This is a genomic window from Shewanella sp. c952 (assembly GCF_019654975.1).
Classification (GTDB): Bacteria; Pseudomonadota; Gammaproteobacteria; order Enterobacterales; family Shewanellaceae; genus Shewanella.
In genome coordinates this window covers 58144-73035 of the sequence record NZ_BPEW01000022.1, presented here as the reverse complement: position 1 = coordinate 73035, position 14892 = coordinate 58144, and the positions used below count along the sequence as shown (strand labels likewise).

The window sequence follows — 14892 nt, the reverse complement described above, 5'->3', positions numbered from 1 at the left end:
GGCGTTTGTAGAAAACCATTAACGATCATCATCTTCATAATTCAGTTTCAATCGACCTAATGAATCGCCTACGACTACGACTTCGATCTCTTTACCCATTTCGTCTTTAGCAACAAAAGCGAGCTCAAATGCACTCATTTCACCACTTGGGAATAGTAGAATTTGTGGCTCCGGATACTTCTTTTTTTCGTCGGCAGACTTTTCGATTAATGGCTCATCAAACCAACTATCTTGCTCTTCATCCTCTTGCACCAGCGGCAAACCATCAAGCACCAAAACCAGCTCAATACCCGGCTCCATCTGCCTGTTCGCTAACAACCTATCTTGCTCTAGCGGCTTCCAGTTACCCTCTTCGTCATAGAAGACATACTCATAGCTGTCTTCTTCAATGACAATACCGATAAAATGGCCACTGAGGACAGTTTCATCCAATACCATTTCCGAGGACATCATAAACTGCTGCGCCAAGCGGTCGAGTGATTGCTTTTGACCACCACCGCCCATACTCAAGGTAACCGCCGATGCCGCTAATCCCATAAGTAGCACAACGAGCAACACCTCCATTAAGGTGAAGCCCGTTTGGCGAACTTGACGCGCTGCTGGTAATGTCATCTTATTGGAAGTTCTGTAAGTTCCAATTACCGATGTCATCTTCAGTACCTGGTTGGCCATCAGGACCTGCACTAAAGATATCTAACTTACCGTTTTCACCTGGACTTAAAAGCAGGTAATCATTGCGCCATGGATCTTGTGGCAAGCGCTTAACATAGCCATCTTCACGGTAGTTACGTGGCTCAGGCGACATGGTTGGCTTCTGTACTAATGCTTCTAAACCTTGTTCTGTAGATGGATAGATACTGTTATCTAAACGATACATATCTAACGCATTTTCTAGCGCCACAATATCTGAAACAGCTTTCTGTTGGTCAGCTTTATCTTTGTTACCCATTAGGTTTGGTACCACCATTGAGGCTAAAATACCTAGAATAACAATAACGACCATCACTTCTAAAAGCGTGAAACCTTTTTGCTTATTACGAGTTTGCATTAAAAACTTCCTTTAACTGAATTACTTACATATTTCTCGAATGGCAATGCCAACATCGAAACGGTTAACCACTGATCATATTATTCAGCGCCAAAATAGGCTGCAGAATAGCTAAAACAATAAATAGCACTATTGCCGCCATGCTAACAACCAACATGGGTTCAAATACACCCAGTGCAATAGTGACATTTGACTCAAATTCACGATCTTGGTTATCTGCTGCTCGCTCAAGCATCTGCTCGAGTTGACCACTTTTTTCACCAGAGGTGATCATATAGAGCATCATAGGCGGGAAAAGTTTAGTATTTGCCAACGCAGTCCCTAAACTTGTGCCCTCACGCACTCTTAACGTAGCCTCTTCAACAGCTGCTTTAACCTTTACGTTAACCAATACATCACTAGCAATGCGCATTGCATCGAGCAGTGGCACTGAACTGGCCGTCAAGATACTCAATGTTCTAGCAAAACGAGCCGTGTTCAGGCTTTTACTGACCTTACTTATCACAGGTAGGCGCAGTAGCAATGTATCGTATTTCATTCTATTTGCAGGCACGACTAACAAGCGCTTCATGACCACAAATAGACCAATAATAAGCCCAAGTAAGATAAGGCCATAATCACGAATAAAATCAGACGAGCTAATGAGCAACTCGGTAGTCCAAGGCAGCTCTTGCCCCATATGCTCAAATTGACCTACAACCTCTGGTACCACTGCAGCCAGCAAGATAGCTATCACGCCAACAGCAACACAGGTGAGCACGATAGGATAGATCATCGCTTGGGTCATTTTGCTTTTAAGTTGTTGGCGACGCTCGGTATAGTCGGCAAGACGATTTAATACCACTTCTAAGTGACCAGATTTTTCACCTGATGCCACCATCGCACGATATAACTCATCAAAGATGTGAGGGAACTCAGCCATTGAATCAGCCAAGCTATAACCTTCAACAACACGCGAACGAACCGCCATCACCATACTGGCTAAACGATCTTTTTCGCACTGTTGACCAACGGCCTTAAGCGCCTCTTCAATCGGCAGGCCCGCTGCCACTAGGGTCGCAATTTGACGAGTGAGTAATGCGAGCTCCGAAACCGAGATGCCACGCTTAAAAAAGCTCACACCACCGGATTTAGACTTGCTCTCTTTTTCAACCACCGGAGTAATTTCCAGTGGCATCAAACGTAACTCTCTAATTTGGCCGCGAGCATGCCTGGCTGTATCGGCTTCGACAACGCCTTTTTGCTGCTTACCCGCTTTATCTAATGCTTTGTATTCAAATGCTGGCACTGGTTACTCCTCGCGAGTCACACGCAGCACTTCTTCAAGGGTGGTTTTCCCTGCAAGCACTTTACTCATACCGTCATGACGGATACTCGGGACTGATTTACGTATATGCTTCTCAATCGCCAATTCGCCTCGACCAGTGTGGATCAACTCTCGTACATCATCATCAACCACTAACAACTCATGGATACCAGTACGACCACGGTAGCCGTTATGCCCACAAGCCTGACACCCTTTAGCACGATAAATAATACTTGGATCATCAGCTGAAATGCCTAACAGCTCTCTTTCGCGCTCGTCAGGTACATGCTCCTCCTTACAATGCTTACATAAGGTCCGGATCAGTCGCTGTGCAAGCACACCCAGTAAACTTGAAGAAACAAGGAAAGGTTCTACGCCCATATCCTGTAAACGGGTAATCGAGCCAGAAGCAGTGTTAGTATGCAGCGTTGAGATAACCATATGACCAGTTAACGAGGCTTGCACTGCAATTTGTGCGGTCTCTAGATCTCGAATTTCACCAATCATCACCACATCGGGATCTTGACGTAATATTGCACGTAAACCACGGGCAAAGGTCATATCCACTTTAGTGTTAACTTGAGTCTGGCCGATACCTTCTAATTCATACTCGATAGGATCTTCTACCGTAAGAATATTGGTATCAATGGAGTTCAGTTCGGTTAGACCGGCATATAGAGTGGTACTTTTACCGGAGCCTGTTGGGCCAGTAACCAAGATAATTCCGTGAGGTTTACGAATAAGCTCATCGAACTGTATCCGCACATCTTCAGTCATACCGAGTTGCACTAGGTCTAAGTTGCCGGCATTTTTATCCAGTAGACGCAGTACCACTCGCTCGCCATGACTTGATGGCATCGTTGATACACGCACATCGACCGCTCGACCAGCAATACGCAGTGAAATACGACCATCTTGCGGCACGCGCTTCTCAGCAATGTCTAAACGTGCCATCACTTTAATACGTGATACCAACAGCGACGACAGCTTGCGGTTAGGTTTTAAGACCTCTTTTAAGATCCCGTCAACACGGAAACGCACCACGAGTTGCTTCTCATAGGTCTCAATATGAATGTCGGACGCTTCCTCTTTAATCGCTTCGGACAACAATGCGTTGATCAATTTAATGATCGGAGCATCGTCATCACCCTCTAACAGATCTTCTGTTTGAGGTAGCTCTTCGGCCAGCGTGAACAGGTCCATCTCATTACCAATATCTTCCATCATCTGCTGTGCTTCTGACGAATTAGCTTGGTAAGCTTGCGTTAAGCGCGCTTCAAAGGCGCTATCTGCTAATTTAATGAGAGGTAGAGATTTACCGCTATAACGGCGAGCCTCTAACAGTGCCGACAAAGGCGTCCCAGCAGTATGATAAAGCGACAAAATACCCGCTTCGTCTTTATCTAAAGCCGCGTTGAATCGGTGAGCAAAGGCAAACGGTAAGCGTTCTTTACTGGTTGAGTGGAAGACTTCATCCGCTTCCGCCTCTGAAACTAACCCAAGCTCATTAGACACTTGTGCTAGCTCGTCATCTGCTTGAAGTTGATTATCACTCATCGCTAGAGTCTTTATCTGTGGCTTCTTCAGCTTTCACTTTCTCAGCATCAGCATCCTTACTGCTCGAAATACTCTTCAATGCAGGATCTGTTTCACGCATTTTAGTATCCAAGCCTTTACCGTCTTTATAACGATTGAGTACTTCATTAACGTCTGCTGGCAGATAAGCATCTTGATCCCACTCGTCAAGTATCGGTACATCAGTATTTGGCATTAAATTAACACCACGTTCCTGCTGCTCAAGTTGTAATGCGCGGAAATAATTGTACTTTCGCCCAGCAATACCTTCCATAGTAATACCATCACGAATAATCGTTGGTTTGATAAATACCATTAGGTTTTTCTTTTTCTTACCGCTTGATGATGACTTAAATAGATGACCAATAATTGGGATATCGCCTAAGAATGGTACCTTTTGTACCGACTCTTGCACCTCTTCGTTGATCAAACCACCGAGTACCACAATCTGTCCAGAGTCGGCCATTACAGTGGTAGTCAAACGACGAGTTGCAAAGGTAACATCAACACCTGTTTTACCGTTAATACCTGATACTTCTTGTTCAATCGTTAGCTTAACTGCGTTACCTTCGTTGACCTGTGGCACCACTTTAAGCTTTACACCCACTTCTTTACGTTCAACGGTTTGGAATGGGTTGCTATTACCGTTACTAGAGTTTTGGCTACCAGTAAGAATAGGCACTTCATCACCGACTATGAATGAGGCTTCTTGGTTATCAAGCGTGGTAATTGACGGAGTAGCAAGTACGTTTGATTTAGTATCACTCGATACCGCTTGAATCAAGGCACCAAAATCGCCCATCGCGACCCCCCAGGCCATACCATTCACTTTACCCAGCGCTTGTGCCAGTAAAGTAATGTCACCTCGAGTGTCAGGGTTTTCAGTACACGTGCCATCATTACAGACTGTAGAGCCATCTTCACCTTGAGCCTGCCAGATACCAGCGCCAATCTCGCCAATGGTTGGTCCTAAGTTATTAAACTGAGTACCACCACCGGCCTCTGTTGCCCACTGCACACCAAAACCAACATCATCACCTTCGGAGACTTCAACGATAATCGCTTCTACTAAAACTTGAGCACGACGAATATCAAGCTGATTAATCACGCTTTCAATGGTACGCATTTGATCTGGCTCGGCACTAATTACCAAGGCATTGGTATCTGTGTGCGCCATAATATTTATTTCGTTGCGGCGCTTACTCGCCCCTTGAGCGGCGCTGCCTTTGTCATCAACCAGTTGCTGTGCAAAACCAGTTAATACTTCAACTAAGTCTTCAGCTTTGGCGTAGCGTAAATAACGTACTTTAGTATTGCCTGTGCTTGCTTGCTCAGCGTCTAATTTCTTAATTAACTTAACCACACGCAAACGACTCTTTTCGTCACCACTGACGATAACGGCGTTAGTACGCTCATCAGCGACAACTTTTGGAGCCTGACCAGGCATTTGTGATTGATTCGCCGTTGAACGATAGAGCGTGTCGACGATGCGTACGATTTCACCTGCGGAAGCAAACTCAAGCTTTACCACTTCTACAGCAGTATCACCTTGCTTATCCACTCGGCGTACAATCTCAACCAACTTATTCACTACCGCTGCACGGCCAGTGATCATCAATACATTTGAGGGGTCATATTGAACGACATTACCGCCACCGGCATTATCGTTTAACTGGCGTAACAGCGGCGCAAGCTGCTTAGCTTCTGTGTTATACAGCGCGACAATGCGGGTAACCATCTCATCGCCTAAACCAGGCGAATTGTCATCAGCTACGCGAATAGATGCCGTTTTAGCATCTTTATCTTTGATGACCTTTATGATGTTGTTATCCATCTCAACAACCGCATAGCCATAGACTTGCAAGGTATTGAGGAAGAATTGATAATATTGCTCGTCATCTAAAAGATCATAGCTGCGAACGTTGATTTTGCCGCGAACGGTAGGGTCGACAATGATCGTGCGATTCAAGTTTTTACCAACGATGTTGATAAACTCCTGAATGTCAGTGCCCTTAAAGTTAGCCGCATATTGTTCAGACCAAGCAAGTTGTGGTGCGAGTAACGATGCGCCCATAACCATACCAGCGATTAGTCTGCGTCTAATCCTTTTATTATTCATTGTATTACTTCCCCTAAAACCTTTAATTGCGGCAAGCTCAATTAATTATTGCAGCAGCCTTTATTGTTATTGGTTGCTGCTCTTTTATTGCGGCAAGCTAAACATAATTTCGATAAGTTGACCTTCACGCTCAACCATTAAGGCAACTTCAGTCATCTCTGGGAGTTGCCCCATAACCTCTAACGCCTGACCCATGTCGGTCAAGTCATAACCGTTAAGTGATTTAGCCAAATCATTTGGCTTGAAACCCGCTTCGGTAAATAGCTTTCTGTCTTTTCCTGGGTTAAGTCGGTAACCCGCTAGCTCTCCACCACTCTTAACAGGTGAGATGGCTAAGTAATCAGTTATCTTGCTCGGGTCAGCCAAAATCTCAGCTCGAGATTGGCCTAACTCACGGGCAACTTCGCGATTTTGACGTTGATCAACTCTTTTACCTTTTGGCAAGCTCTTAGCTTTCTGTAGCTGCTGGTTAGCATTGCTATTAGTGTTGTATTCGAGTCCATCTAGCATCAAGGTTTCATAGCGGCCACTGTTAGTGATAATAATGCGATCGGCATAAACCTCTTTCAACGATGCTGACGTTCCTCTAATTTTATCACCGAGACTATAAGTTTCTTGGCTACCACTAGAAGCAATAACCGCCAGACCTTTTTGCTCTGTGGTCGATGCCACCACCCCTGTCAGCTGAATCGACAACGAAGTTTTCGGTGCATCGGTGATAATCTCTTCTACAGGCGCCGTCTTAGGCTTAGAAGAGCTATCTGCACGGCCAAATAGACTCAATGCTTTGACGCCTGAGATATTGGCTGAACCGGAAGATGTCGATGAGGCAGGCGTAGGCGTCCAGCGAGAAACAGCTGAATTTTCAGGGACTAACTTCCATGTGATCTGTGCTAAAAGAAATAGCATTAGCACGATACCAATAGTAAATATCGCTGAGCTAACAGGCTTCTGGGGCACACCTGCTGCTTTGGTTAAAAACTTATCTAATAAATCCATATTTATGTGGACCCTCTGCACAGGTCTCTGTTCTGGTTATGATAATTTAGCAAATCCTGACTCATGCTAACCCACACTTCAATCCGCAACAAGCCCATAACAGCAGCAATGTTGGCGATAATAGGGCAAATATGCTAACTTTACGCGCCTAAAAAGGGTGTGAAGCTTGCCACTATTTTGCGTGTCGAGATGTAAAGATTCGTATATTAATACTCAGCTTGTGAACTTACCCCTACTTTAACAAAGGTTAATCTACCACTGGAGTCGCTCATGATTGACAACGAGCAACAAGCATTAAAAGTCAGGTTAGACAAATGGCTCTGGGCTGCGCGCTTCTATAAGACTCGCGCCATCTCAAAAGAGATGATTAATGGTGGTAAAGTACACTACAACGGTCAGCGCACCAAATCGAGTAAGTATGCTGAGATAGGTGCCACCATTAGATTAAGACAAGGCTATGACGAAAAAGAGATAGTTATTGTTAAATTGTCAGAACAGCGCCAAAAAGGGTTAATCGCGCAAACCCTTTACCAAGAAACACCGCAGAGCATAGCGAAACGAGAGACCTATGCCGAGCAAAGACGCTTGAATATTCTTCATAATCCGGCTCCAGAACAGAAGCCCGATAAGAAACAACGTCGTCAAATTATGCGCTTTAAAGAAAGCTAACACTGGAATACCGAAATGACTAAAGACAACTTATACCGTTACCTATTTGACAATGCCAGCGTGCGTGGTGAACTGGTGCAACTAGAGAAAAGCTACCAAGAAGTGATTGCTGCGCATGACTACCCGGTTGCCATTCAACACTTACTCGGCGAGCTCATGGCGGCAACTTCACTGCTGACAGCAACCTTGAAGTTTAGCGGCGATATTAGCATTCAACTGCAGGGCGACGGTCCAGTATCACTTGCAGTTATCAACGGCAATAACTTGCAACAATTGCGCGGCGTTTCACGCTGGAATGGCGACATTGCTGCAGACGCACTGTTGCAATCTTTATTTGGCAAAGGCCATATGGTCATAACGTTAACACCCGATGATGGTGAACGTTACCAAGGCGTTGTTGCACTCGACAAAGAAACATTGAGTGAGTGTCTCGAAGCCTACTTTGAGCAGTCAGAGCAACTACCAACCAAGATAAAATTGTTTGCCGATGCTAAGCAAGCAGCAGGTATGTTCCTACAGGTGTTGCCAACTGACGGCAACCACAATGAAGAGTTTGAACACCTTTCAGTGTTAACCGAAACAGTTAAGCAAGAGGAACTCTTTTCGCTTGAAGCTGAAGAAGTGCTACATCGCCTCTATCACGAAGAAGAAGTTCGTCTATTTGAGCCAGTAGCAATTACTTTCAACTGTACTTGCTCGAAAGAGCGTAGTGCACAAGCTATCCGCACAGTAGCGAAAGAGGAAATAGACTCCATTATTGCTGAGCAAGGCAAGGTTGAGATGGGTTGCGAGTACTGCAACAGCAAATATATATTCGACGCAATTGATGTCGAAGCTATTTATGCTGTGTCGCCAAATAGCGATACCACTCAATAAGCAATTTTTATTTGCTTTACCTATTTTAAGGCGCTCATTGAGCGCCTTTTTTATGCTTCAATTTAATGAAATATGTAATTGGTATGACCTTCCTACCAAGTTTCACTGCAATATTGCAGTTTGATGATCACTTTTTAGTATTTTTTTTGATCTAGTCCACATATTCAATTGCGCATACGTTACAATCGCCGCAGACAAAATAGCTGGCGCCATAGACCGGCACATAAAACGACCCTAAAGATGGAGACCTTACCCATGGCGGATGGATCAAACCGCGAGTACCTTAACCTCTCTACAGGCCAATTAGTCGAGCTTGCGCTAGCACGCGGCGAAGGCGAATTGACCGCAAACGGTGCTTTAGTTGCAAAAACTGGCGAACGCTCAGGTCGCTCACCTAACGACCGCTTTATCGTGAAAGAGCCAAGCTCTGAAGCTGATATCGAGTGGGGACCAGTTAACAAGCCATTCGAAGCAGAAGCTTTTACAGCGCTTTGGAATCGTGTTGAAGCTTACTTAGCGGATAAAGACACGTTTGTTTCACAGCTGGAAGTTGGTGCTAGCAAAGAGCACTACCAACCCGTCACTGTAACAACTGAATATGCTTGGCATCAGCTATTTGCTCGTAACCTTTTCATCGTACCAGAAGAGTTTAATGCAGCAGACAAGCCAACTTGGCAGATCATCAATGCACCAGGATTTGTATGTAATCCAGAGCGTGATGGTACTCATTCTGATGCAACAGTTATTTTAAACTTCGCTGAACGTAAAGTACTGCTTGCTGGCCTTAAATATGCTGGCGAAATGAAGAAGTCTATGTTCTCAGTACAAAACTTCCTGCTACCAGCGAAAGGTGTATTACCAATGCACTGTTCTGCTAACGTAGGCACTGACGGCGATACTACGCTGTTTTTCGGCCTATCTGGCACAGGTAAAACTACGCTTTCTGCAGATCCTAAGCGCTTCCTTATTGGTGATGATGAGCACGGCTGGGCACCCGGTGGCGTATTCAATATTGAAGGCGGTTGCTACGCAAAATGTATCGACCTTAGCCAGAAAAACGAGCCTGTGATCTGGGATGCTATCCGTTTTGGTACCGTACTTGAAAACGTGGTAACCGATGAGAACCGTGTACCTGACTACACTAACTCTTCACTAACAGAAAACACTCGCGCCGCTTATCCACTTGAGCACATAGCTCAACGTAAAGAGGAAAACTGCGGCGCAGAACCTCATGCAGTCGTGTTCTTAACTTGCGATGTTTCAGGTGTATTACCGCCAGTTTCTAAGCTGACCAAAGAGCAGGCGGCCTACCACTTCTTGTCAGGTTACACAGCTAAAGTGGGTTCAACTGAAATGGGCTCAACAGCAGCTATTCAGTCAACCTTCTCAACGTGTTTCGGTGCACCGTTCTTCCCACGCCCTGCAGGCGTATACGCTGAGCTATTAATGAAGCGTATCGAGTCTTTTGGTAGCCAAGTTTACTTGGTCAATACTGGCTGGACTGGCGGACCACACGGTATTGGTAAGCGTTTTGACATTCCAACAACCCGCGCGATTGTCGATGCAATCGTTAGCGGCGAGCTAAAAGATGTTGAAACGGAGTACCTTGAAAAGTTAAACCTGCATGTTCCAGTGACGATTCCAGGCGTAGACAGCAACTTACTCAACCCCGTTAATACTTGGGAAGATAAGCAGCAGTATGCCGAGTTCGCACAGCATCTAGCAGAAAGCTTCCAGAAGAACTTTGAAAAATACCAAGTGCCTGATTCAATCAAGAATGCAGGGCCAAACGCTTAATGCTCTAACATAAGTGTTTACGCTTAAAATCCCAATTTAGCCCGGCTAAATTGGGATTTTTTTTGTGAAAAGCATCTTTGATTCTCCTCTAACCAATATTATCAGCCCGAAATTAAAGTAAAGCCAAGTAAACTTTTAGTAAAGCAAGCTTGACTTACGTATCAAGTAAGCCTAACTTAAAGTCAAGCTTGCTTTACTAAATATACAAAGGGAACTGTACTGATGAAAAAAGCACTAGATGCCATATGCGTTAAAGGGCTACCAAAACGTGATATTAAAAACGCCAATAGGGTTAACCTATTAACATTGCTGTGGGTAGTCACTTTGATGCTCAGTACCTACTTAGCCGGAGAAGGGATGTTAACAAGCCCAATAGCGCTAACGATCGCCATTGCGATTCATGCCATTGTCGGTATCGCTATGCTGCTATCTTATAAACATTTCCTCACTCAGCTAGATGAGATGGAACGTAAGGTACAGTTAGGCGCTCTCGCACTGGCAGTTGGGGTAGCCATCATTAGTTTCTCCAGCTATTCAATCCTTGAGGAAGCCACCACATTGCCACCGTTAAATACCGCATATCTCATCGCACTTATGGCGCTAACCTATATTGTTGGCATCTTTAAAGGAAGGTTGGCCTACCGATGAAAAATCGCTTAAAAATCCTCAGAGCTGAGCGAGACTGGACCCAAGCAGATCTCGCCGACAAACTGGAAGTATCGCGGCAAACGATCAATGCGATAGAGAAAGGGAAATACGATCCCAGTTTACCGTTAGCGTTTAAAGTCGCCCGTCTATTTGAGCTAACTATTGAGCAGATTTTTGAGGAAGAGACGACGCACGAAGAATAGATATTTAAATTTTTATCAGTGACTTAGCTGCTTAGCTGCTTAGCTATAGTCACTGTGACACCAATTTCAATCTTTAACCAAGCTAAAGTTTGAATAATCAAATACCATTTTTATCGCAAAACTCATAAATAAAATGCCAGCCTCTGTTTCCATTACGGTCTCTACAGGCACTAGCATATTTTCTTGCCGGCGATAGCGAGTATTATAGATCTTGTCATCTTTTACCTCGTTGATGAAAACATCATCCCCTTGTTGAGCGATATCATCACAACTAAAGCTTTGATACATAAAGGGTTCATACCCGTCAGCATCGTATGACGTACCTTCACTCATCCATAGATCCAGTTGCTCATATTTAGACTGGCCATTCGCATAGTGGATTAAGTTTGTTCCTGTCGCTTGTTTTTCATCATCGACTGTCAGCAAAAACATTTGCTTCATAATGAAGTTAGAAGACAATAAATTGCTATGCGCCGTCTTTATATCATCACAACCGTAGCTTAAGCTGGTAAAAAAAAATGCACTAAAAATAATAAAACTCTTCAAGTTAAGTTCCTTGTAAATCAAAGTGTTCAACTATTACCCTGCACTAGATCCAGGTATTAAACAAGAACTAAGCAGCCATAACAACAAAGCAAAGTGTAAAAATGGGTTTATACCAACTTTGTAATCAAACTTACCCAAATTTAAAGGATGGTTTTTTACTGAATAAGAATGTTGCCTGATGAGTAATCTAAGTCGCATATTTCGATACAGTTATCCGGTTGCACTTGTTAGCATTTTGGTGAAATATAAGCCTCTTATAATAATTCCAAATTTATCTTACAGATGGATGCCCTACCATGCGCTTTTTGACCCCTTTAACAAGCTACGCAGCCGTTGCGGTTGCTGTCACTAGCTTTTGCACTCTTGCCGTCGAACACAATGACACGCCTCAGTTAGCAACCACTTACGTTAATGATGCCATTTTACCTCCCATTATCGAATGGCATGGTAAGAGTGAATCACTACTGGCAGCACCAGACAGCGAATGGGCTACACCTTTTGAACTGCATGGCCTTAAAACCAGTCCAAATTATGATGAAACCTTCGCATGGTTAGATAAGCTGATTAGTCAGACAGATATGCTCAAAAAAGTCAGCATAGGCAAGAGTCCGCAAGGACGTGACATTTGGATGATAGTCGCTTCTAAAGAGGGCGCTGAAGATGCCCCCACTCTACTTAAAAATAATAAACCTAGCGTGTTAGTTCAGGCTGGCATTCATTCTGGAGAGATTGATGGCAAAGACGCTGGCATGATGCTGCTACGCGATATTGTTATTGGTGATAAAGCCGCGCTACTCGACAACGCTAATCTATTATTTGTGCCTATTTTTAGTGTTGACGCCCATGAGCGTTCAACCGAATATAACCGCGTCAACCAAAGAGGCCCGGTTAATATGGGCTGGCGCACAACGGCAAACAACCTCAACCTTAATCGTGACTACGCCAAAGCTGACACGCTAGAGATGCAGCATATGCTGCGTGCCATTAATATCTGGCAACCTGACCTATACATAGACGTACATGTTACCGACGGTATCGACTATCAGTACGATGTCACCTTCGGTTACAACCTTGCCCAAGGTTTGAGCCCTGCCAGTTATAAGTGGTTAGAAAACAGCTACCGCCCAGCCATTGAGTCAGCACTTGTCGAAGAGGGTCACGTTCCTGGACCACTCGTTTTCGCAATCGACAATACCGACATCAGCAAGGGTATGTCTTTATGGAATGCTAGCCCACGTTTTTCCAATGGCTATGGTGATGCGCGCCACCTGCCGACGATTTTGATTGAGAACCACAGCCTAAAGCCATTTAAGCAACGAGTGCTCGGCACCTATGTGATGCTTGAGGCAACGCTGAAAACCATCGGTGAGCAAACAACCAAACTCAAATCGGCTATCCAACAAGACAAATACCGCTACTCGCCTCGTCTAACTTTAACTTGGAAACGAGAGCAGCAAGCAAAAGGCTGGGACTTTAAGGGTATCGGTTACTCGATGGAGCAAAGTGTAATCAGTGGCAATGAGATTGTTCGTTGGAATGGAGAGCCTAAGTTGTACCCTAACCTACCAGTCATTGGTGGTACCAAAGCCGATATCAAAGTGAATCGCCCAACGGCTTACTATGTGCCACCACAGTGGACAGAAGTGATTGAACGGTTAAGCGTGCACGGCATACGCATGACCACTATCAGTAAACCTAGTTCGCAAAAATTGCAACAATACCAATTTACCGAAGCCAAGTTTGGCAGTGCTGATTATGAAGGTCATCAACGCGTTAAAGCTAAGGTAAGCAGCCAAACTATCGAGGCGACTTTGCCTACAGGCACTGTACGTATCGACACCGAGCAACCGCTTGGCGATCTTGCAATCTTATTACTTGAACCGCAGTCGCCTGACTCACTATTTCAGTGGGGATTTTTCAATCCTATTTTCACTCGTACAGAGTATATCGAAAACTATGCGGTTGAGCCGTTAGCAGCGCAGATGTTAAAACAAGATCCCAAACTGCAAGCAGCATTCGATAAAGCACTTAAGGATGAAGCGTTTGCCGCCGATCCAAAAGCTCGTTTGCGTTGGTTTTACCAGCGCAGCCCTTATTATGATAACGAGTACCAAAAATACCCGGTGTTAAGAAGCAACTAAATTTGCAATCATCGGTAAACATCCGAGCTTAGCTCAAACAAAAACAGCGCCAAATGGCGCTGTTTTTATGTTAAAAATCGAACTTAGGCTTTCTTATAACCTGAAATAGCATAAGTCAGCGGCAAGCGTTGCCCTTGCTGCTCGACAAAATAACGTGACCGTGGCGCAGTGCCTTGCGCTAAAGTGACCTCAACCGTCTCCTCTGTCAGTCCATCGAAACAGTTGTATGGGCTAAAATCGAATTCATTGAATGAGTCGATTTCGATACCGGCACGGATCAGTGCATTAATAACATCAGCTAGAGAGTGCGGCCAACTCATAAAGGTCTCGGTTTCATCACCTGCATTTTCTGTGTAGGTAGGCTCATCATCCACATCAGGCTCATCTTGATGAAAATAGCTATAACCGTCAAACACCGCTTGTGCGGGGTGAAACTCCACCATATAGAACTGACCACCCGTTTTAAGCTTACTGGCTATGGTTTGCGCCCACTTATTTAGATCTGGCAACCAGACAATGGCGCCGTAGGAGGTAAATACGATATCGAACTGACCCGCGACCTGCTTAGTCACTTGATAAACATCGGTGCAAATAAAATCGGCATCTAGTTTAGCTTGAGTTGCTAATAATTTAGCTTGTTCAATAGCTGCACCAGAAAGGTCAACACCAGTTACTTTTGCGCCTAAGCGTGCCCATGACAGGGTGTCTAAACCAAAGTGACATTGCAGATGTAGCAGGCTTTTACCCTCTACATTCAGTGCAGCCAGCTCTATCTCTTGCAATGAGCTGTTACCCGCTAAAAAACCAGCGACATCGTAAAAGTCGGAAGTAACATGAGTTTGTACTCGGCGATCCCAACCTTGTTGATTTACAGATAAATAATCCATTCTTGCTTCCATCCCCTATGACTGAACTAGGCTATAACCGAAAAATTCAGCAGTAATAAACGATTAAGTAAAATCACT

At 44.5% G+C, this 14892-nt stretch carries 14 protein-coding genes; 6 read left to right on the top strand and 8 right to left on the bottom strand.

Annotated elements, in window-relative coordinates; translation table 11 throughout:
- Positions 1-18: 18 nt before the first annotated feature.
- From gspH to gspC, 6 genes are all read right to left on the bottom strand, one after another.
- On the bottom strand, positions 19-651 hold the full coding sequence (gspH, locus tag K5R16_RS14840) for a type II secretion system minor pseudopilin GspH (protein WP_220738336.1): 633 nt from the start codon (positions 649-651) through the stop codon (positions 19-21).
- Positions 614-1048, bottom strand: a complete 435-nt coding sequence (gene gspG, locus K5R16_RS14835; RefSeq protein WP_220738335.1) for a type II secretion system major pseudopilin GspG — start codon at positions 1046-1048, stop codon at positions 614-616. Before gspG ends, gspH begins: the two co-directional genes overlap by 38 nt.
- A gap of 64 nt (positions 1049-1112) precedes the next feature.
- Positions 1113-2336: a type II secretion system inner membrane protein GspF gene (gspF, locus tag K5R16_RS14830; RefSeq protein ID WP_220738334.1), complete on the bottom strand. Its 1224-nt coding sequence runs from the start codon at positions 2334-2336 to the stop codon at positions 1113-1115.
- A 3-nt stretch (positions 2337-2339) separates the two neighbouring features.
- On the bottom strand, positions 2340-3911 hold the full coding sequence (gspE, locus tag K5R16_RS14825; protein ID WP_220738333.1) for a type II secretion system ATPase GspE: 1572 nt from the start codon (positions 3909-3911) through the stop codon (positions 2340-2342).
- Positions 3904-6048, bottom strand: coding sequence for a type II secretion system secretin GspD (gene gspD / locus K5R16_RS14820; RefSeq protein WP_220738332.1), 2145 nt, complete (start codon positions 6046-6048; stop codon positions 3904-3906). Before gspD ends, gspE begins: the two co-directional genes overlap by 8 nt.
- Before the next feature lie 84 nt (positions 6049-6132).
- Complete coding sequence (gene gspC, locus K5R16_RS14815; protein WP_220738331.1) at positions 6133-7047, bottom strand: type II secretion system protein GspC; 915 nt, start codon at positions 7045-7047, stop codon at positions 6133-6135.
- A gap of 270 nt (positions 7048-7317) precedes the next feature.
- Between gspC and hslR the strand changes: the two genes are divergently transcribed.
- The 5 genes from hslR to K5R16_RS14790 all read left to right on the top strand — a co-directional run bounded on the left by hslR (position 7318) and on the right by K5R16_RS14790 (position 11240).
- Positions 7318-7716 (top strand): ribosome-associated heat shock protein Hsp15, encoded by a 399-nt coding sequence (hslR, locus tag K5R16_RS14810; RefSeq protein ID WP_220738330.1) that lies wholly within the window; start codon positions 7318-7320, stop codon positions 7714-7716.
- Between the two features lie 15 nt (positions 7717-7731).
- Positions 7732-8592 carry an Hsp33 family molecular chaperone HslO gene (hslO, locus tag K5R16_RS14805; RefSeq protein ID WP_220738329.1) on the top strand — a complete coding sequence of 287 codons (861 nt, stop codon included), beginning with the start codon at positions 7732-7734 and terminating at the stop codon, positions 8590-8592.
- Between the two features lie 255 nt (positions 8593-8847).
- The gene (locus K5R16_RS14800) at positions 8848-10389 is read left to right on the top strand and encodes a phosphoenolpyruvate carboxykinase (protein ID WP_220738328.1); all 1542 of its coding nucleotides are present in this window, start codon (positions 8848-8850) and stop codon (positions 10387-10389) included.
- A 222-nt stretch (positions 10390-10611) separates the two neighbouring features.
- Positions 10612-11037 (top strand): hypothetical protein, encoded by a 426-nt coding sequence (locus K5R16_RS14795; protein ID WP_220738327.1) that lies wholly within the window; start codon positions 10612-10614, stop codon positions 11035-11037.
- Entirely contained in the window at positions 11034-11240 is a 207-nt protein-coding gene (locus K5R16_RS14790; protein ID WP_220738326.1) for a helix-turn-helix transcriptional regulator, read from the top strand. Before K5R16_RS14795 ends, K5R16_RS14790 begins: the two co-directional genes overlap by 4 nt.
- Before the next feature lie 66 nt (positions 11241-11306).
- Here the strand turns inward: K5R16_RS14790 and K5R16_RS14785 are convergent, their stop codons facing one another.
- Positions 11307-11786: a hypothetical protein gene (locus tag K5R16_RS14785; protein WP_220738325.1), complete on the bottom strand. Its 480-nt coding sequence runs from the start codon at positions 11784-11786 to the stop codon at positions 11307-11309.
- 296 nt (positions 11787-12082) lie between these two features.
- Here K5R16_RS14785 and K5R16_RS14780 point away from each other — a divergent pair, with 296 nt between their 5' ends.
- Positions 12083-13927 (top strand): M14 family metallopeptidase, encoded by a 1845-nt coding sequence (locus K5R16_RS14780; protein ID WP_220738324.1) that lies wholly within the window; start codon positions 12083-12085, stop codon positions 13925-13927.
- Between the two features lie 83 nt (positions 13928-14010).
- On the opposite strand, the gene K5R16_RS14775 is transcribed toward K5R16_RS14780, so the two are convergent.
- The gene (locus tag K5R16_RS14775) at positions 14011-14814 is read right to left on the bottom strand and encodes a bifunctional 2-polyprenyl-6-hydroxyphenol methylase/3-demethylubiquinol 3-O-methyltransferase UbiG (RefSeq protein ID WP_220738323.1); all 804 of its coding nucleotides are present in this window, start codon (positions 14812-14814) and stop codon (positions 14011-14013) included.
- Positions 14815-14892: the final 78 nt, after the last annotated feature.

Bases quoted from the DNA above. Each gene is read 5' to 3' on its own strand.
- K5R16_RS14790 (WP_220738326.1), top strand. From the start codon at position 11,034: ATGAAAAATCGCTTAAAAATCCTCAGAGCTGAGCGAGACTGGACCCAA.
- gspE (WP_220738333.1), bottom strand. From the start codon at position 3,911: ATGAGTGATAATCAACTTCAAGCAGATGACGAGCTAGCACAAGTGTCT.
- gspG (WP_220738335.1), bottom strand. From the start codon at position 1,048: ATGCAAACTCGTAATAAGCAAAAAGGTTTCACGCTTTTAGAAGTGATG.
- gspD (WP_220738332.1), bottom strand. From the start codon at position 6,048: ATGAATAATAAAAGGATTAGACGCAGACTAATCGCTGGTATGGTTATG.
- K5R16_RS14795 (WP_220738327.1), top strand. From the start codon at position 10,612: ATGAAAAAAGCACTAGATGCCATATGCGTTAAAGGGCTACCAAAACGT.
- gspH (WP_220738336.1), bottom strand. From the start codon at position 651: ATGACATCGGTAATTGGAACTTACAGAACTTCCAATAAGATGACATTA.
- hslO (WP_220738329.1), top strand. From the start codon at position 7,732: ATGACTAAAGACAACTTATACCGTTACCTATTTGACAATGCCAGCGTG.
- K5R16_RS14800 (WP_220738328.1), top strand. From the start codon at position 8,848: ATGGCGGATGGATCAAACCGCGAGTACCTTAACCTCTCTACAGGCCAA.
- gspC (WP_220738331.1), bottom strand. From the start codon at position 7,047: ATGGATTTATTAGATAAGTTTTTAACCAAAGCAGCAGGTGTGCCCCAG.
- K5R16_RS14780 (WP_220738324.1), top strand. From the start codon at position 12,083: ATGCGCTTTTTGACCCCTTTAACAAGCTACGCAGCCGTTGCGGTTGCT.
- hslR (WP_220738330.1), top strand. From the start codon at position 7,318: ATGATTGACAACGAGCAACAAGCATTAAAAGTCAGGTTAGACAAATGG.
- K5R16_RS14775 (WP_220738323.1), bottom strand. From the start codon at position 14,814: ATGGATTATTTATCTGTAAATCAACAAGGTTGGGATCGCCGAGTACAA.